The organism is Lactimicrobium sp. (assembly GCF_036453465.1).
GTDB lineage: Bacteria > Bacillota_I > Bacilli_A > Erysipelotrichales > Erysipelotrichaceae > Bulleidia.
In genome coordinates this window covers 37,616-57,025 of record NZ_JAZHUW010000006.1, presented here as the reverse complement: position 1 = coordinate 57,025, position 19,410 = coordinate 37,616, and the positions used below count along the sequence as shown (strand labels likewise).

The 19,410-nt window shown below is 48.6% G+C and carries 14 protein-coding genes; 3 read left to right on the top strand and 11 right to left on the bottom strand.

The window, feature by feature from the left end; all coding sequences use genetic code 11:
• Nucleotides 1-82 precede the first annotated feature (82 nt).
• Nucleotides 83-2,482 carry a leucine--tRNA ligase gene (gene leuS, locus SOI44_RS02840; RefSeq protein ID WP_331347728.1) on the bottom strand — a complete coding sequence of 800 codons (2,400 nt, stop codon included), beginning with the start codon at nt 2,480-2,482 and terminating at the stop codon, nt 83-85.
• A gap of 253 nt (nt 2,483-2,735) precedes the next feature.
• Nucleotides 2,736-3,500 (bottom strand): HAD-IIA family hydrolase, encoded by a 765-nt coding sequence (locus SOI44_RS02835; protein WP_331347727.1) that lies wholly within the window; start codon nt 3,498-3,500, stop codon nt 2,736-2,738.
• 67 nt (nt 3,501-3,567) lie between these two features.
• Here SOI44_RS02835 and SOI44_RS02830 point away from each other — a divergent pair, with 67 nt between their 5' ends.
• Entirely contained in the window at nt 3,568-4,554 is a 987-nt protein-coding gene (locus SOI44_RS02830; RefSeq protein ID WP_331347726.1) for a metallophosphoesterase, read from the top strand.
• Between the two features lie 8 nt (nt 4,555-4,562).
• Here SOI44_RS02830 and SOI44_RS02825 read toward each other — a convergent pair whose 3' ends face one another.
• The 3 genes from SOI44_RS02825 to SOI44_RS02815 all read right to left on the bottom strand — a co-directional run bounded on the left by SOI44_RS02825 (nt 4,563) and on the right by SOI44_RS02815 (nt 10,159).
• Nucleotides 4,563-5,360 (bottom strand): Cof-type HAD-IIB family hydrolase, encoded by a 798-nt coding sequence (locus SOI44_RS02825; RefSeq protein ID WP_331347725.1) that lies wholly within the window; start codon nt 5,358-5,360, stop codon nt 4,563-4,565.
• A 72-nt stretch (nt 5,361-5,432) separates the two neighbouring features.
• Nucleotides 5,433-8,042, bottom strand: coding sequence for a hypothetical protein (locus tag SOI44_RS02820; RefSeq protein ID WP_331347724.1), 2,610 nt, complete (start codon nt 8,040-8,042; stop codon nt 5,433-5,435).
• Nucleotides 8,039-10,159 carry an efflux RND transporter permease subunit gene (locus SOI44_RS02815; RefSeq protein WP_331347723.1) on the bottom strand — a complete coding sequence of 707 codons (2,121 nt, stop codon included), beginning with the start codon at nt 10,157-10,159 and terminating at the stop codon, nt 8,039-8,041. The genes SOI44_RS02820 and SOI44_RS02815 overlap by 4 nt, the downstream gene beginning before the upstream one ends.
• A 172-nt stretch (nt 10,160-10,331) precedes the next feature.
• On the opposite strand from SOI44_RS02815, the gene SOI44_RS02810 reads away from it, so the two are divergent.
• Entirely contained in the window at nt 10,332-10,928 is a 597-nt protein-coding gene (locus tag SOI44_RS02810; protein WP_331347722.1) for a TetR/AcrR family transcriptional regulator, read from the top strand.
• Nucleotides 10,929-10,937: 9 nt separating this feature from the next.
• Here SOI44_RS02810 and SOI44_RS02805 read toward each other — a convergent pair whose 3' ends face one another.
• Genes SOI44_RS02805 through SOI44_RS02780 form a run of 6 tightly spaced genes read right to left on the bottom strand, consistent with a single transcriptional unit; the run spans nt 10,938 to nt 18,426 of the window.
• Nucleotides 10,938-11,477 carry a GNAT family N-acetyltransferase gene (locus SOI44_RS02805; protein ID WP_331347721.1) on the bottom strand — a complete coding sequence of 180 codons (540 nt, stop codon included), beginning with the start codon at nt 11,475-11,477 and terminating at the stop codon, nt 10,938-10,940.
• A gap of 16 nt (nt 11,478-11,493) precedes the next feature.
• Complete coding sequence (locus SOI44_RS02800) at nt 11,494-12,576, bottom strand: hypothetical protein (protein ID WP_331347720.1); 1,083 nt, start codon at nt 12,574-12,576, stop codon at nt 11,494-11,496.
• The gene (locus SOI44_RS02795; RefSeq protein WP_331347719.1) at nt 12,561-13,253 is read right to left on the bottom strand and encodes a tRNA1(Val) (adenine(37)-N6)-methyltransferase; all 693 of its coding nucleotides are present in this window, start codon (nt 13,251-13,253) and stop codon (nt 12,561-12,563) included. The genes SOI44_RS02800 and SOI44_RS02795 overlap by 16 nt, the downstream gene beginning before the upstream one ends.
• Complete coding sequence (locus tag SOI44_RS02790) at nt 13,243-14,691, bottom strand: sensor histidine kinase (protein ID WP_331347718.1); 1,449 nt, start codon at nt 14,689-14,691, stop codon at nt 13,243-13,245. The genes SOI44_RS02795 and SOI44_RS02790 overlap by 11 nt, the downstream gene beginning before the upstream one ends.
• Nucleotides 14,681-15,346 (bottom strand): response regulator transcription factor, encoded by a 666-nt coding sequence (locus tag SOI44_RS02785; RefSeq protein ID WP_331347717.1) that lies wholly within the window; start codon nt 15,344-15,346, stop codon nt 14,681-14,683. Before SOI44_RS02785 ends, SOI44_RS02790 begins: the two co-directional genes overlap by 11 nt.
• A gap of 5 nt (nt 15,347-15,351) precedes the next feature.
• Nucleotides 15,352-18,426, bottom strand: a complete 3,075-nt coding sequence (locus tag SOI44_RS02780; protein WP_331347716.1) for a DNA polymerase III subunit alpha — start codon at nt 18,424-18,426, stop codon at nt 15,352-15,354.
• Nucleotides 18,427-18,507: 81 nt separating this feature from the next.
• Here SOI44_RS02780 and SOI44_RS02775 point away from each other — a divergent pair, with 81 nt between their 5' ends.
• Nucleotides 18,508-19,356, top strand: coding sequence for a DegV family protein (locus SOI44_RS02775; RefSeq protein ID WP_331347715.1), 849 nt, complete (start codon nt 18,508-18,510; stop codon nt 19,354-19,356).
• The last annotated feature ends 54 nt before the right edge of the window (nt 19,357-19,410 follow it).

The following is a 19,410-nucleotide window of genomic DNA, read 5'->3' as shown; positions in this document are numbered from 1 at the left end:
TATAACAAACAGGAAAAAAGAATACAAAACCAGCAGGAATCCTGAAAAAAAACAGGGCTCTGCATGCAGAGTCCTGTCCGTCTTACTTGACGACGATATTGACTATCTTGCCAGGGACAACAATGACCTTGACAACGTTCTTGCCTTCCAGATGCGGTTTGACAGAATCCAGGTTCATGGCCTCGTTCTGCAGTGTATCCTTATCGGCCGTACGGTCAGCTTCAAACTTGCCTCTCATCTTGCCGTTGACCTGCACCGCGATGACGGCCTTGTTCTGTACAAGTGCCTTTTCATCATACGTCGGCCATGGCTCATAGGCACAGCTGCCTTCATGGTGTGTCAGTGTCTGGTACAGCTCTTCACCCAGATGCGGTGCAAAGCATGACAGCATCAGAACGAAATTGGCCAGCATCTTCCGGTTAACTTTGCCATTCTTATAGCAGTCATTGATAAAGATCATCATCTGCGAGATAGCCGTGTTCAGGTTCAGTGTCTCAATGTCATTGGTAACCTTCTTAACTGTGAAGTTATAGGAGTAGTTCAGTGCCGGTGTTGCCTCATCGGTAACCATGTTTTCATCATTGCACAGTCTGTAGACACGGTCCAGCCACTTTCTGGCACCATCCATGCCCTTTGTGGACCATGGTAAAGATGCATCCAGCGGACCCATGAACATTTCATAGACACGGAGCGCATCGGCACCATGGGAAGCGACCAGTTCATCCGGATTGATGACATTGCCCATGGACTTGGACATCTTGACGCCGTTTTCACCAAGGATCATGCCCTGATGGAACAGTTTCTGGAATGGCTCCGGGTTCGGAACAACCTTGATGTCATACAGGAACTGATACCAGAATCTGGCATACAGCAGATGCAATACAGCATGCTCGGCACCGCCGATGTACAGATCCACCGGCATCCAGTGGTCAAGCAGTTTCTTGTCAGCAATGGCATCCGGGTTATGCGGATCAAGATAGCGCAGATAGTACCAGCAGGATCCTGCCCACTGCGGCATGGTGTTGGTTTCACGCTTGCCCTTGACACCGTCAATTTCCACATTCAGCCAGTCTGTGGCATGGGCCAGCGGTGATTCACCATCATCACTTGGCAGATAGTTCGGCACAACCGGCAGTTCCAGCGGCAGATCATTCATTGGTACGGTGCGCACCGTGCCGTCTTCCATGTGGATGATCGGAATCGGTTCCCCCCAGTATCTCTGTCTGGAGAACAGCCAGTCTCTCAGTTTGTAAGCTACCTGGGCATTGCCGCACTTGTGTTCCTCAAGCCACTTGATCATGGCATCAATGGCATCCTGTTTATTCATGCCATTGAGCCATTCACTGTTGATATGCACACCATCCTGGGTCCAGGCTTCCTTGGAGATATCACCGCCGGCCAGTACCGGGATGATTTCCAGACCGAACTTCTTGGCAAAGGCATAGTCACGCTCATCATGGGCAGGTACTGCCATGATGGCACCAGTGCCATGGGTTGCCAGTACATAGTCAGAAATCCAGATCGGGATCTTTTTGCCGTTAACCGGGTTGATGGCATAAGCACCAGTGAATACACCGGTCTTGTCTTTGTTGAGTTCAGTGCGCATCAGATCGGACTTCTTTTCGGCTTCCCTGCGGTAAGCATCCACTGCTGCCTTCTGCTCTGGTGTCGTGATCTCTTCAACAAACGGATGTTCCGGTGCCAGCACACAGTAGGTTGCGCCAAACAGTGTGTCACAGCGGGTTGTGAATACCGTGAACTCTCTGTTTGTGCCGGCGACTTTGAAGACAACATTGGCACCAACGGACTTGCCGATCCAGTTGCGCTGCATTTCCTTGGTGGATTCCGGCCAGTCAAGATCATCCAGGCCCTTCAGCAGTTTCTCCGCATAGGCGGTGATCTTCATGACCCACTGTCTCATCGGCTTGCGGATGACCGGATAGCCGCCGCGCTCACTCTTGCCGTCAATGACTTCCTCATTGGCCAGCACGGCCTTGAGCTGCGGGCACCAGTTGACCGGCATGTAAGCTTCATATGCCAAGCCGGCTTCATACATCTTCAAAAAGATCCACTGTGTCCACTTGTAATAGTCCGGATCACAGGTGCGGATTTCTCTGTCCCAGTCATAGGAAAAGCCAAGCGACTTGATCTGGGTGCGGAAGTGGTCAATGTTCTGGTATGTGAATTCTTCGGGATGATGGCCCGTCTTGATGGCATACTGCTCAGCCGGCAGACCGAAGGCATCAAATCCCATCGGGTGCATGACATTGTAGCCCTGCATCCGCTTCATTCTGGCCACGATATCGGTGGCGGTATAGCCTTCGGGATGGCCTACATGCAGTCCCTGTCCGCTGGGATAGGGAAACATATCCAGCACATAGTACTTTGGCTTGCTGAAATCATAGGCATCGGTACGGAAGGTCTTGTGGTCTTCCCAGTACTTCTGCCATTTCTTTTCAATTGACTTGTGATCGTATGGCATATCGTTCCTCCTGATAAACAAAAAAGCATCCCTGATCTAAGGACGCTTGCACGTGTTACCACCTTAGTTCGCATATCCTGCGCACTCTTTCCGCTTGTTAAGGCTGCCGGCTCAGCCGCTGCTCCAAAGCCCAGTTCATACTGTCCCGCCTGTCAGGTTTCACCAGCCCCTGACTCTCTTTACTGGCACTAGACAATCCTACTATCTCTTTTTCTTCGCAGCATGCCCATCTTACCATCAGGGCTTGAAAACTTCAATGGGCCAGTCCGCCGAGATCCTCCACAATCCACTTGGGATGCACATCATCAGTGATACCGGTGCCATAAATGGAAGAGCCAAGCGTTACATAAGCAGTATCCATCTTCAGACGGATGGCCGGAACAATGTCCTTCTGAAAATCATCGCCGATATACACGGCATCTTTGGGCTGGCAGCCGGCATATTTCAAAGCAGAGGCCATCGTAATGACACTCGGCCTGCCAAAGTCCAGGCATTTTTTGCCTGAGGCATATTCCAGCATACTGGCAATGGCACCGCATCCTACCATCGTTTTGCGTACACCCTCATGGACTGGTGAACTGTCCGTATTGAGCAGCACCGTGCCCTGTTTTAACAGCCGCAGTGCTTCATTGTAATCCGGTGATGCAGCATTGGGATCATAGCCGAGAAACAGCCACTGGGGCTGCTTGGATAACAGATCAAAGCTGGCTTCCTGCAGAGATGCCTTCATGCCCCTGCCGCCAATATAGGCAGCGGAAATGCGGTTGGGATATTCCCTTGCCACCCAGTCAATGGCAGCCATCGTGCTGGTAAAAATGATATCCGGTGAAAAGGAAGCAAAGCCAAGGCCATGGTAGTGCTCCACCATCTCAATCCGGGGATGCTGTGATTCTTCAGAGACAATCAGAAATGGTGTCTTTGTCCGCAGCAAAGCATCAATCAAAGCAATGGCACCCGGGGCTGCCTGATGGTTTTTTTCCAGTGCTGTTGAAGCAATCAGATGACATTTCCGTAACATTCTCTCTCTCCGCACTGGCAATTGTACCACAACCAGTGCTTGTTCTTATGCTATGATAGAGCCCGTTATGAAACGTACCCGAAACATCCTGTTAACGATTGTCATTGTCCTGGCACTGCTGCTGTTCTGCCTGTATGATGCCTTTTTTTCCGCCCCGAGAAATTACCGGGTGCGCCATGAAACCATTGCGTCTGAGACCATTCCGGAATCCATGGATGGCATGAATATCATCTTCTTCTCAGATCTGGACTATGGCACGTTCATGGACCAGGCAAGAATGCAGAAACTGGTGGATAAGATCAATCAGTATGCCCCGGATGTTGTGATCTTCGGCGGTGATCTGTTTGATACCGGCGTGACACCGGATGATACAAGCACGGCACAGGTGCAGCAGCTGCTTGCGGATATTGATGCTCCGTATGGCAAGTTTGCCGTGTATGGTGATTTTGACCATGAATCCGAAGATAAGCTGAATGCGGTGTCCTCTATTCTGACCCAGGGAGGCTTTGAGGTATTGGACAACCGTTCCGTCTCACTGCATCACAAGTCCATTTCCTCCATTTCACTCGTCGGCATTGATTCTGGTGTCAATGGCAGTCAGGATATCACCGCTGCCTACAGTTCCGTGTCCCATACCAACTATGTCATCACAGTATGCCATACCCCGGATACCGCCGATTATGTTCCGGCTGATTTGACCAATCTGTTTCTGGCCGGCCATTCTCATGGAGGACAGATTTACTGGCTGTTTGGTGCCTACTACACGCCGGCTGGTGCTGAGCAGTATTTCCGCGGCAAATCAGAAGTATCCAACAGTTTCACCCTGGACATTACCAATGGTGTCGGTACAACCGGTAAAGATGTACGCTTCCTTGCCAATGCCGAGATTGTTTCCTATAAACTGAAATGCACAAAGAAAAGTGAGCCGACAAGTCAGCCCACTTCTGAAAGTACATCTGGTACCGAAACAAGTGCTTCCGCATCGCCGCAAGCCACAACTGCAGCTTCTGAGAGTGCACAGGCATCCCCTTCTGCTTCTGCCGCAGCACAGTAATTCTGATCCTATTCTGTTGCCAGGTGAAAGTGCACAAATGCTTTGGCCAGACCATCCTGGTCAATCGGTGCTGTAACATAATCAGCAGCTGCCTTGACATCATCATTGGCATTGCCCATGGCAACACCGATGCCTGCATACTGCAGCATCGTAATATCATTGGCACCATCACCAAAGGCCATACACTCTTCTCTTGCAATGCCGTATTTGGCAAGCATGCGTTTGACACCTTCCGGCTTACCGCCGTCTTCCGGAATAATATCGGCAAAATCAGGTGTCCAGCGGGCTGACTTGCAGCCAGGAGCATGACTGATGAATTCCGGATCTTCTTCAGCAGGAATATACGGGCAGATCTGGTATGTCTCATGAGACAGTGCACGATGAACATCCTCCACCGGCAACATTCTTTCGGTATGGCCGATCTCTTTGAGATAGTTGTAATAGTCCTGGTTGAAATGGATGTCATAGGCATAGTCCAGTTCATAAAACGCACAGTTAAACTGTTTGTCCATAAGCCAGGGAACAAGCTTTTCCATGGCGGACATGGGCAATGGCTCCTGATGCATGACATTTCCCTTTTCATCCAGACAGTACTGCCCGTTCAGCAGTACCTTGCCATCCCAGGGAAAAGTACGGAATGATTCACATAATAGCGACATCTGAATGGGCGGTCTGCCTGAGGCAATAAACAGGCGGATCCCCTTTTCTTTTGCCTGATGCAGCACCTTAAGAGCACTGTCAGGAATCTCATGCGTATCAAAACGGATCAGTGTTCCGTCAATATCAAGAAAGACTGCTTTGATCATCACAAAACCTCCCGTTCAACTTTAGCAGAAAAGCACAAAAAAGCCCGTGCTTTTTATACACGGGTTAAGCAATCAGTTCCAGAAGATGAACAGATCGGCAAGACGGGTGAAGAAGTTGCCCTTGTCAGAGCTCTCCTGTACATCCGATGTATCATCGGATTTGGAAGCCGCATCCTTCTCAGTATCCGCTTCACTCTTGACGGTAGAAATCTTGTAGATGAACTTGACAGTGCCATCCGTGCCATCCGAGATACCTGAGTAGTTCACATAGGCATCATCGTCATTCTGAATGTCAGAGATCAGCTTGCTGGCTGTCTGCAGATTGTCAAGATCACTGTTTTCTGTCAGCTTGGAAATTCCTTCTTCATTATACTGTACTAAACCATCATACAATGTCTTAGCACCATCAGATAACTGTGTAGCACCATCAGATAGTGTCTGAGTACCATCTTTTAATGTCTTAGCGCCCTGAGACAGCTGAGCTGCACCATCAGATACCTGAGAAGCACCTGAAGAAAGTTTCTGTAATCCATCAGTTAAGGACTGAGAACCGGCATAAGCAGTACTTACACCATCTGTATATTGTTTCAGACTTTCTTTTAAGAAAGCGACACTATCCAGACTTTGTTTAGCATTCTTAATTTCTTCAATGGCTGCAGAAGCAGTAGCATCACTGCTCACCACCCCATTCAGATAACTGATAATTGCCTGTTTACCTGTCTCTGACTTTGAATTTTGAAGATAGGTTTGAATAGTCTGAGCAATTGTAGCATCCTTAGATACTTTTTCTGCCATTTCTGAAATGGAAGCAGAATTTGCATAATACATTGAACCATAGCTTGCAAGCATTGCAACCTCTGCTTCAGTTTTATTATATGGAGCTGCAGTAAGCATTGCCTTAGCCGCAGTATAAACGACATTATCTGTCTGAGCAGCTCTTAATGGTGCAACCCATGTAACACCATCAACACCAAGGGCGTCGGCATTTCCATCCACTTTATTTAAGACGGAAGAGACAATTGGAGCAATTGTAGCATAATCCACGTTGGATAAATCTGTAACCTTATTTTTTACCGCTATGGAAATTACTTCTTCAGCCTGTCTTGACGTCAAACTAATCTGTTGTCCGGAATCTTTTGTAAGTTCTGCAACCTTTTTCTGTACTGATCCTACAGCACCTTCATACGTAGCAAGATTTAGAAATCTGTCTGCAGAAGAATAATCTTTTCCTGTAGCAACTTTGACCGCCTGATCATTTTGTACTGCTTGCACTTGCTGAGCAATCGCAAGATTACCCTGTTGTGAAGCAAGATATGATGTAAGATCTGTTTGCTGATTAACAGCAGCCATATAGAGAAGCATATTTAATTGATCATCTAATTGATCATCAGAAACATTCACGTTGTTATTCTTTAACTGCTCTTTAAACTGCTCTTTAATCTGGTTGAATGCTACTTGTCTCATACCATCAGTAATACCGGCATAATAGCCTAACTGAGTACCATAGTTTTCCCAGGTTAATGATTCATATTTGGAATCATTTTTTATTGTAGCATTAGCATCCAGTTCTTTATTGACTGTAGCAAGAATGGCATCAGCAACCTGACTCATACCACTATTTAAAGCAGCGTTATTAGAAGATAACTGACCAAGGCCAGCCTGTAATGCAGTTGCGCCTGCCAATGCACTGGAAGCTCCTTCTGCCAGCTGACTTGTACCATCAGTTAATGTAGATGTACCATTGACTAATGTACCAACACCATCATTAACCTGATTTGCTCCATCCTTCAACTGATCTGCACCTTCATATAAAGTTTTAGATCCATCAATCAGTTTCTGTGTAGCTGCATCAAGTTCATCAAGCTGATCAAAGAGATTCGTTGTATCAAAGGCACCGTCGTCCTTGAGCTCACCCTTCAAAGCAGACAGATCTGTGCTGGTTGCCATCATCATGGTCGGAGACTCAAAGTCTGTTACATCTGCTTCAATTGTGATCGTATCAAACAGGTAGTCATTCAGGCTGGACAGATCTCCTGTCAAAAACTGACCGATGGAGTCCTTCATGCCCGGCATCATGACAGCCAGGGCAATGCTGTGGGAAGTGTCTGTGGATACAGTACCATGATCAATCTTGACGTTGGTGAAGTGATCCTGATCGAGCATACCGCCGGCAGCGACATAGAACGGCTTGCATACAGTGTAAGTCTTACCATCCACGGTGTACTGCTTGGTCTCTGTATTCTTGATGTTGAAGGTCATGGACAGATGGCCGCTCTTGCCAACGATGTCCTTGGGATCTACGGTCTTGCCATCGAGTTTGTATTCAATGGAAGTATCCAGCGGCAGAGCCTTGGTTGTCTTGCCCTGGTAATAGATATCGGTATCAGTTGTGGTCCATGTATAGCCGTTGGAGCTTGCCTGTACCGGATCATCGCTCTTGAGATTCTGTACGTCCTTGAGATCTGACTTATCCTGATAGTTGGAGAATCCATTGGCATTGTGGAGCTGATCGGATACGGTCACGCTGGAAACGGAACCATCTGCGTTGAGAACAACATAGACGGATTCATCTTTGGTTGTGCCGTCTGATGTTTTATCTTCCGCATTGACAGGCAGTGCACCTGTCACGAGCAATGTACTGACACCGGCAAGGGTTGTTGCCTTGATGATAAACTTTTTCATGCTTTAGCCTCCTCTGCTGCAGCTTTCTTTACTTCCTTTTTCTTTCCTTTCTTCTGTGCCCATCCGATCGTTGTCTTACGGATAATCGGTTCAAAGATAATCAGCAGGCACGGTAATACGAAGATAATCACGATCATGGAGATCAATGCGCCTCTGGCAATCATCAGACAGATACTGCTGAGCAGTGCCATCTTGGAAACACAGGCAACACCAACCGTAGCAGCGAAGAATGTCAGGCCGGATGTCATGATGGACTGCGAGCAGTTTTCAATCGAGATCTGAGCTGCTTCAAACTTGTTGTGGCCGCGCCGTTCCTCTTCTTCAAAACGGGTTGTCATCAGGATTGCGTAGTCAACGGTTGCACCAAGCTGAATGGTACCGATCACGATACTTGCAATGAATGGAACCACGGTGCCATTGAAGTATGGAATTGCCATATTGATGATGATGGCAGATTCAATCGATGCGACCAGCATAATCGGAATCGTGAAGGACTTGAAACTGATTGCAATGATCAAGAAGACCAGGGCAATGGATACCCAGTTGACGGTCTGGAAATCGACATTGGCAATTTCAATCAGATCCTTGGTCATCGGTGCTTCACCGGTAATCACTCCGGTGCTGTCATAGTTCTTGACGATCTTGTTGAGATCCGTGATCTGGGTGCTGGCATCATCGGTGCCAGCTTTGTAGGAAGATGTCACCATGATCAGCTTTCTGCCATCTGCTTCAAACACGTCTGTCAGATCACTTGGCAGCATATCACCTGGGATTTCCGCATCCACCAGATCATCAATGCCAAGCACGGATTTAACGCCTTCAACATTGCGCATCTCTTTTTCCAGCGACTTGACCTGATCGGACTTCATATCATCATCCACGATCACGAAGATACTGGAGGTCATGCCGAAGTCTTCCTTCATCTTGTTGGTACCGATCTTGCCAGTCATGGTATCCGGCAGAGAATCGGTCAGTGTGTAATAGTTCTGCACTCTTGGATATGCCAGGGCAAAGACGAAGAAGATGACACAGAAGATCGCAGTAATTTTCTTGTAGTGCTTCGGAACATAATGGCTGAGCTTAACAGGCTTGGGGATCACAGTACGGTGGGTATGGCGCTTGATCACCCTTCTGAAGCACAGCAGCAGCGACGGCAGAATGGTTATGGTGGAGATCAGGCCCAGGACAACGCCCTTGGCCATGACCAGACCAATATCTCTTCCTAAGGTCAGACGCATCACGCACAGGGCAATGAAACCAGCGATGGTTGTCAATGAGGAAGCGGAGATGGAAGTTGCCGTATTGCGGATGGCATGTTCCATGGCTTCAAAGTCATCTTTGCACCAGTTCTGCTCCTCCTGGTATCGTGACAGCAGGAAGATGGAATAGTCCATCGTGACACCTAACTGCAATACCGTTGCCAGTGCTTCGGTGATGTAGGATATCTGGCCGAAGATAATGTTTGTGCCAAAGTTATACAGGATCGGGAATACCAGTCCTAACATGAACAGGAATGGCACGATGTTGTTCTTCAGGGCCAGCCAGAGTACCACGATACATGCACCGACGGCAATCAGGATGTAGAACGGCATTTCCTGATCGACGATGGCCTTGGTATCCTGCAGGATAATGGACATACCGCCGATGTATGCCTCGCCCTGGCAGATCACTTTGATCTTGGCCAGTGCATGCATGGTCTGCTGACTGGATGCGATATCGTCAAATGTGACAATCATCATCGTTGCATCCTTGTCATTGTTGAACATGGCATCATACAGATCATCCGGCAGTACTGACGGTGATACAGATTCATCCAGTACATCGGAAATCCAGAATGTCTTTCTGACACCATTTACTTCCGAGATTCTCTGTTTGAGATCCATCAGCTGTGCTGTCGGCATGTCTTCTACCGTAATGATGGCAGTCGATGCAAGATGGAAATCATCTTCCAGATATGTTTCACCTACCATTGAATCGAGTTCTGACGGCAGGTATGTCAGAATATCGTAATTGATCTTTGTAGCTGCGGCGCCAAACAGGCTCGGGATTAACAGTGCAGCTGCAATGACCAGAATCAGTTTGCGGAACTTTACCACAAAGTGCGCAATCTTCTTCATAGACCCTCCCTCCATGATGAAATGACTTTTGGTCATTCCTCAACACGTAAGGATTATAGTTATAATTCGATATGGTTCAATGGAAAATACTGACGATTAGTCATTTTCTGAAATCTGTATATCAGACACGATGTATAATACGGGTAAGATACGTAGCGAAAGAGAGAACTGCATGGCAAACGTGATTCTGCAGAAAAAACAGGAGAAAAGAAAAAAGCTGCTTGACAGCAGCTATGAGCTTTTTGTGGAAAAAGGCATATCGAATGTCTCAATTGCCGAAATCTGCCAGAAAGCTGGTATTGCCAAAGGTACGTTCTACCTCTACTATGCATCCAAGGAAGATATTGCCAGAGCGCTGAACCGGCGGATTTCTTTCACCCTGATGCAGAAAGCCTATGATGAAATCAACCGGAACCGCAAAGACAGCTTTGTGGAAAATGTCATTACGATGGCAGACTTCATCATCAACTATTTCAGTACCGATACGGAAACTTTGAAGATGATGCGCAAAGATTTCATCTTTCCATTAACCGTTGATGACTTTGACAACAGCAGGAATCCCCTGATGATTTCCCTGCGGAAAGAAATCAGTGATTATGCACAGGTATCGGGCTTTTCCAACCATGAAATCCTGTTCCGGCTGTACAGCCAGCTTTCCATGATTGCCGGCATCTGCCACTCGGTCATGATTGACCATTTCCCTGACTCTGACATCAACAGTCTCAAGCCTTCCCTGTTTGATATGATCCGCAAAGCCATTCGTCCATGAATGGCTTTTTTACTGCAGTTTCAATCCCATCAGGCCCATGTCATTCAATGGTGTAAAGCCCATCTTTTTATAAAAGGAAACAGCTCTTGTATTATTGAGATCAACACCCAGCATCAATCCTTTGACGCCATCCTTTTTCAGCATCTCAATCAAAGCATGGAACAAGGCAGTGCCATTGCCTCCGCCGGTATACTGTTCCAGGATATCAATGTGCATATGGGCAGGATATTCGCTGGCATAAGCGCCATACATTGCCATGCCGTCATGCACTCTTTTTGGATAGGGATCTCCCAGTGCTTCAATCTGCTTTGCATAAGGAGCCATATTCTGTTTCCATGCACTGTAGTCTTCAGCACACAGAACATAGCCCACCGGCTTATCATCTGCCATTAACATCAGGCATTTTTCACGATCCAGATACTCATCACAATACATAAGGAGTGAAAAGTCATGGTGCCGCTTCTGGGTGCGTGCCCTTTCACTTGCGGTGGCAATGCAGATGTCCTCCATTGCCTGCTTATATTCCGGTGTATACATTTCAATCTTCATTAGGATACCTCCTGACTCAGCTGTTCATTGTAGCACGCCATTGTGAAAGCAGGCTGACATAAAAGGATGTGGATGCACCAGGATGGCTGAGGCCGTCACCTGGTGCAAAAGACAGATGGCTGCGGCACTGGTTTTCCAGGATCGCTTCCCCGGTATCCTGGTACAGAACTTCCAGCACTTCCATGCGGTTCTGGTAGGCATTCTGTACTAACGGAAGCAAAGATCTGGCAGCAGCCATGCTTTCAAACGGCTGGCTTTCCGATATCATCCTGATCTTTTCACCCGTTTCTGCCATTTTGTGCAGATCAGCTTCCATCTGTTCTGCACTGTCAGCTTTGATCAGAATCCTGCCATCTTTGCTTTCAATCTGTGCACAAAGATCTTTGGCAAGTTCTGGCTCACTGGCAAAGAGATTACTGATGCCTTTCTCCCTGGTCAAAGGCCATACAAGCTGGGCATACAGCCGCCCTGGCAGCATCCTCTTCAGGGTATGACGGTTCTCTTTGAATAAAATGGAAAGATGGCAGGAAGGTTCTATGCTGTCCTTCTGGCAGGACAATTGGACAAGCCCATAACGGACTGTGCCGATTCTGGCCGTATCTTTTGTAAAGTAGGATGTGATACTGCAGGTATCCGACAGCATCAGATCAAAGCGGGTATTATCTTTGCGAAGAATCGCTGCATATTCTTGTGCTGCCTCGGGCATGGACTGATCTGAGAAAAGGATATCAAAACGGATGGCAATGCTTTCATTCTCCCGGCTCATCCTGCTCACTGCCCGCATGATATCCTTCAAAGAAGACAGGTGGTGCATGACAAACAGAATCGAAGGATCTTCTTTTCTTTCCTTGCCATAGCGTACCAGAAAGCCATGCCCCAGGGCCTGAAACTGAAACAGTACGGCAATGTCAGGAACAGCCATGCGGAACACATCCACCCTTTTCTGCCACAGTGCAAGACTGTCATGGTCTGCTTCCTTTGCAGGTTCTTTTTCCATCTGCTTTGGCTTTGCCAGCGGCGGATGCCAGCAGGCAATATACAGAGTCAGCAAACCAGCTGTCAGAAACAGCATGGCAGCAATGATCAGAAAGGCTTCCATGGTACCTCCTCGCTATACAGGGCAAAACTGTCCCGCTGGTTCATGTATGCCGGTGCATAGACATGGCACGCATAATGGTATCTGCCAAAGCACACTGCCACACTCTGGGGAATCATGTTCTCATTCTTGTATGCCAGTTTGTACCAGTATGGATACAGACCAGAGTGTTCCGCTGTCTCTAACAGCTGCGCAAGTCTGTCTGCCCTGTGTACGATCTGCAGCGTGCCGTCTTTCTTTAAAAGACGTGCACTGTGTGCAAACAGTTCCTTCATGGTAAGAAACTCCTCATGGCGGGCTGCCCGCAGGTAAGGATTCTCATTTTTCAGGCTTTCTTTCCCGGTTACAAAATACGGTGGATTGCAGATAATGGCATCAAAGGGATCATCCTGATAGGTCTGCAGGGGGCTGACTGTCAGCTGTGCATTCAGGCCGTTTGCCTGCAGATTGTTTCTGGCAAGGGCGATGATTTCCGGGAAAAGATCGATGCCGGTCAGATTGTCTGTATGCATGGCAGCGTACAGCAGCAGTGCTCCGTTGTTGGTGCCGACATCCAGCACCCGCATGCCCTTCTTGATCTGCAGCATCCGTCCCAGAAATTCCGTATCGGAATTAAAATGATACATTCCCTCTTCCTGATGAATATGCCAGGGCGTGCCGTAAAGATAGTCATCCTTCATGTGTTTCCCTCAGTTCAAACCAGAATGTTGTACCCTGGTGCAGCTTTGATGTGACGCCGTATTTTGCATGATGCGCATCCAGAATGGCTTTGACAATGGCCAAGCCCAGGCCAGTGGAAGACAGGCTGCGGCTGAACGAGCGGCTGCTCTTCTGGTAGCGGTCCCAGATATGCGGCAGTTCTTCCTCAGAGATTCCCTCCCCTTCATCCTGCACTTCCACATGCACCGTTTCCTCATCTTCCAATACCTTTGCCCGGATCCAGATATGGTGTCCCGCCGGTGTATGCTTGATGGCATTGGACAGAAAGTTCTGAATCACTTCACCAATCTTGAGATCATCCGCATAAATCATCAGATGGCCTGGAATCTCTGTTTCCACAATCACGCCGGCATTTGCAATCAGCGGTGCATTGAGTTCCATGATTTCCTTTACCTTTTCATCCAGATCGACATTTTCATAGGTCAGCGTATATGTTCCAGACTGCATCTTGCTCAGCTCACTCATCTCATTGACGAGCTTTGACATATAGTCTGTCTCTTTGATAATCACATCCAGATGCTTGTTTCTTTTGACGGGATCATTGCCGGAAATATCCTTGATCATTTCGGCATAGGCACGGATGTTCGTGATCGGTGTACGGATATCATGAGATACATTTGCCATCAGATCACGCCGCAGTTCATCAATGCGGCCCATTTCTGTAGCAGCCTTGTTCAGTGTGGATGCCAGTTCCTGTGTCTCGGTGAAGGAGCCCCCGTCAAATCTGGCACTGTAATCGGCATTGGACAGTTTGACAGCCTGATCGCGCATATGGGTCAATGGCCTTGCAATCCTGCCGGACAGATAGAACGAGAAGATGACGGCAATGATGATGACGATGGATGTGTAAAGAAAATACTGCCGGGAAAAGAAAGAGATCAGTGAGTCCACCGGTTCCAGGGGCGTATTGAGAAACAGGTAATAATTGCCCAGTGTTTCTTTGACGCTTCTGCCAACAACCAGCATCTGCTGTCCTGTGCGGTCATTGACGAGATTGGCAGAATACTGGGGTGTATCTGAGACAAGCGACATGAGTGTGCCGGCATCGTGATAGTCGATGCCGTTTACAGAGTCATTGCTGTTAAAGACACATCCTGCCCCAAGCAGGTCGGCGGAATAGACCTGTCTGCTATCCTGGTTATAGATCACAACGCAGACATCATTTTCAACAGTCTGCTGAAAAGCCTGGGAAATCTGACTTTCACTGCCGCCGCTGGTTGAAAGCAGTTCACTTTCCAGGGAATCCGCAATCGCATTGATGCTGGATATTTTCGTGTTGCGGTAATAGGGCCTGATCAGGCCGACCTGCAGAATGCCCAGCACAGCGACGATGCCGGCAGAGAGCAGAATGAATACCAGCAGCAGTGAAAAGCGGATGCCGTGACGGTCAGGCTTCAAACTTGTACCCCATGCCGCGCACCGTCACAATGTAGTCCCGATACGGGCCAAGATGTGCTCTCAGCATCTTGATATGGGAATCCACAGTGCGGTCATCACCAAAGAAATCAATGTCCCATACATCACTCAGCAGACGCTCACGTGACAGTGCCACCCCGGGATGGCTTGCCAGCTCGATCAGAAGATCAATTTCCTTTGGTGTCATGGCCGTCTTTTCACCATCGACCGTTACCTCGCGGCCATCCACATCAATCACCAGGCCGCCATACTGCAGGGTCTTCTTACTGACGGAAGGATGACGGCGGGCAATGACAGCTTTCACTCTGGCCATCAGCTCCTTGGGTGAGAATGGTTTGACGACATAGTCATCCACACCCAGTTCAAACCCGAACAGCTTGTCATACTCTTCCTGGCGGGCCGACAGAATGATAATCGGCACATCCTGGATTTTCTTGATTTCACGGCATGCGGAAAAACCATCCAGTTTTGGCATCATGACATCCAGAATCACACAGTCATAGGCTGTTTTCCGGATCAGATCCAGTGCCTGCATGCCATCCGCCGCTTCATCAACCTGATAGCCGTTGATTTCACCATATTCCTTTACTACTTCTCTGATTTCTTCTTCATCATCTGTAATCAGCAGTCTTGCCATCTTCATCACTCCCTGTGCACGGTCGCAAGCTTATCCGCCTGCACTGCACCGTTGTCGCCCATTTTACCATGAAAACGCACATATATCCCCGGTGCCAGGCTGTCTTTCAGCTGTGCGTAGTCACTTGGCCATACATTGATCGTCACATCGCTCATGCCATCGGAAACAAGCAGACGGCAGTATGCCCGGCCTGATTTGGATGTTTTCGGGATGACACTGACAATCTGGCCAAAGGACTGAACTGTCTGGCCATAGCTGTCCAGAATTGCCGCAATGGAAGGATCATGGATATGCAGATACTTCTTTACTGAGAGAATTTCATCATTGCCTAGCGTAAAGCCAAGCGCTTCCTTTTCTTTCAGAATTCTGTCCCGCCGTGATTCTTTTGTCTGGACCAGTTCCGGCTTTGAGACAAGTCCAAGATTCAGGCTGATGTTATCGCCATTGTTGATCTGAACGATCTGGGCATAGCGCTGGGCAGCTTCCATGCTTGCCAGCAGTGTTGCCCGGTTTGCTTTGAACAGATCCAGGGCACCGGCATTGATCAGATTTTCAATGATATGCCGGTTGATGCGATACAGACCCATGCGGGCTGTAAAGTCAAACAGATCCTGATAAGGGCCGTTCTTTTCTCTTTCATCAAGGATGCTGACAGCACTTCTGCCGACATCTTTGACACAGTTCAGCGGCATGCGCAGACCTTTGCCCTCATCCGTGTATCCTTGCTCTGAACGGTTGATACATGGCGGATAGATTTCAATGCCTTTGCGGCGGCATTCATCAATGTAGAGCGCACTCTTACGGCTGTCTATGACCACACTGTCCAGCAGGCAGCTGTAAAAAGGACGCGGATAGACAGCTTTCAGCCATGCCATCTGGCAGGAAATCACAGCATAGGCAACAGAATGGGACTTGTTAAAGCCATATGCGCCGAATGTTTCAATCGTTGCCCACAACGCCTCTGCCCCTTTCTGGGTATAACCATGATGCAGACATCCCTGCAGAAAATCATTTTTCATCCCGGCCATGGCATGCGCATTCTTTTTGGAGATTGCCTTGCGCAGAAGATCTGCTCTGCCAGGGGTAAAGCCAGCCGCAATCTGGGCTGTCAGCATCGTCTGTTCCTGGTAGAGCATAATGCCATAGGTATCCGCAAGAACCGGTTTCAGCTCCGGAGATGGATACTGGATCTTCTCAGGATGTTTCCGGTTTTCCATGTACTCGTTGATATGTCCCATGGCACCAGGCCGCAGCAAAGCAATGGCAGCGACAATATCCTCAAAGCATTTTGGCTGCATCTGCCGCAACAGCCGCTTCATATCCTGTGATTCAAACTGAAAGACACCGGCGGTATCACCCTTTGCAAACAAAGCATAAATACGGCTGTCTTCCAGTGACATTTTCTTCAGGCTGAAATCCGGATCTGTTTTCTGAATGTGTTTGACAATGTTGTCAATGGTTGTCAGATTGCGCAGAGAAAGCAGGTCCATCTTGATCAGGCCGCGCTCCTGCAGATAGCCCATTTCATACTGGGATGTGTACAGGCCGCTGCCCATATCGATCAGCGGTACTTCCTCGCTCAGCTTTCTGCCTGAAAGAATAACGCCGGCAGGATGAATAGACATATTTCTGGGCAGGCCTTCAATCTTCTTTGCAAGGGCATAGACATCTGCATATTTCTTTTCGGATGTTACAAGCTGGCGGAATCTGGCCTTCTGGTCGTATGCCTGCTGCAGTGTCAAAGAAACAGTGGAAGAAGGAATCTGCCGTATGAGAAAGTCAATGTCGTTCTGACTCATGCGCTGCAGTCTTGCCGTATCGCGCAGGGCTGCCTTGGCACCGAAATTCTGAAATGTGAGAATATTGCCTACATGGTCATGTCCGTACTTTTCAGCTACATAGTCAATGACTTCCTGGCGTCTGGTGTCCATGAAGTCAGTATCAATATCCGGCATGGAAACCCGCTCCGGATTGAGGAAACGCTCGAACAGCAGATGGTATGGGATCGGATCGACCATGGTGATGCCAAGGCAGTATGCTACCAGAGAGCCGGCGGCAGATCCTCTGCCAGGTCCGATCAGAATGCCATGCGTGCGGCCAAACCGGACATAGTCATAGACGATCAGGAAGTAGTCTTCAAAGTGCATGTGTTCAATGACGCCAAGCTCCATCTTGAGACGGTCGGCGTATTCTTTTGTCACATGTCCATGCATGCGTTTATGGAGACCGGCTTTGCACAGCTGCTCAAGGTACGTGCGTGAAGTAAAGCCTGCTGGGACGGGAAACGCAGGCAGACCGGCAGGAGGCAGACGGTAGTCAGCCGTGCACATAGCAGCAATTTCTTCCGTCGCATCCAGATCATCCTGGTCATACAGTGCTTCCATCTGCTGCGGGGAAAGAAAACTTCTGCCCTTCTGCAGGGAAAGACCGGGATCCTGCAGGGTGCCATGGGCGGCAATGGCACATAGTGCCTGGTAGGCATACACATCCTCTTCCTGCAGATAGAAGATCTTATTCAGGGCCACCGTACGGATGCCGCGGCTGCGGCAGATGTTTTTCAGGATGCGGTTGCTGTTGTTCCAGAGGGCAGATTCCTGGTAGGACAAAGCAACATAAAAGGACGGGAAGTCTTCCTGCAGCACACCGAGCATTTCATTGATTTCCCTGCGGTGTTCATTGGCAGACAGCAGAATGTGATCCATCCATCCGCCTTCGCCATAGACAATCAGTGTATTGTGGGCACATGCCTGCTGCAGCTGTGCCAGTGTGCAGGGGCCGTCCTGTGTGCACAGGAGGGAAGAGAGCTGCATCAGGTTCTGATAGCCGATGTTATCACCGCAGATCAAAAGGAACGTAACGGTGGTGCCATGGTAATCGCAGTCTGCCTGCAGGCCGGCGATGGGTTTGATGCCGGCATCTCTGCATGCATGCAGAAAAGCAGCCATGCCGCTCATGACCCGGTGGTCGCTGAGTGCCACAGCTTTGTATCCCATGGATTTTGCCTGGCTGACAAGTTCCCGGATGCGGATGGTGGAATCCAACAGGGAATAGCAGCTCTGCACATGAAGATGGACTGTCATAACTGCAATTATTATATCCCTATTTATGGGTAATTTACTTTCCAGCATGCAAAGACTAAAATATGGGCAGAGGTAAAGCACATGAAAATAGCATATGTGACTGACAGCGGTACGGGACGGACAATCTCGGAGCTGGCTGCAGATGGCATCATCAGTATTCCCCTGCAGATCATGGATGGCTCGACAACCTATCAGGATATGGAGACACTGGACCGCAATGCCTGTCTGGATCTGGTGGAACATGGCCATGTATTAAAGACTTCTCAGCCGAATCCCGGCCTGATTGAAGAGTGCTTCCAGGATCTTAAGAATCAGGGCACGGATCTGATTGTGGCAGTTCCCATCTGCAATGGTCTTTCCGGCACCATTTCTACAATGACAGCCATTGCCCGGGATCTGGATATGCGCATCATCTGTATTGATACGTATGTGACAAGTGAAGTGCAGTATTATCTGATCAAGCGGATCAAGGCAATGTATGAAGAAGGAAAAAGTGATCTGGAGATCAAGCTGGCGGTGGATACAGTGATTGATTCCTGCAATACGCTGATTATGCCGCGTTCTCTGGATGCGCTTGTAAGGGGCGGCCGGCTGACACCAATGGCGGCAGGTTTTGCCAAGCTGCTGAAGATTGTGCCGATTCTGAAGATTAACAAGAGTACTTCCGGACGCATTGACAGTGTTGCCAATGTGCGTACATACCGCAAGGCTGTTGCAAAAGTGATCGAGGATATTCACAAGGACAATCCGGGGGAAGGCTGGAAGATGTTTATTGCCCATGCCGGTGCTGTGGATGCAGCGATGGATCTCTACCACCGCTTTGTGGAAGAGTTCCCTGGCGTTGATATTCAGGTGACCGAGCTTGTCAATCCGGTGGCGGCCCATACAGGTGCTGATTGTATCTGCATTCAGTATTTCAAGACAGTGTAAAGACTGTCTTTTTTCGTCTTGGTCTCCTTCTTTTCTCTTAAGGTATATGCCATT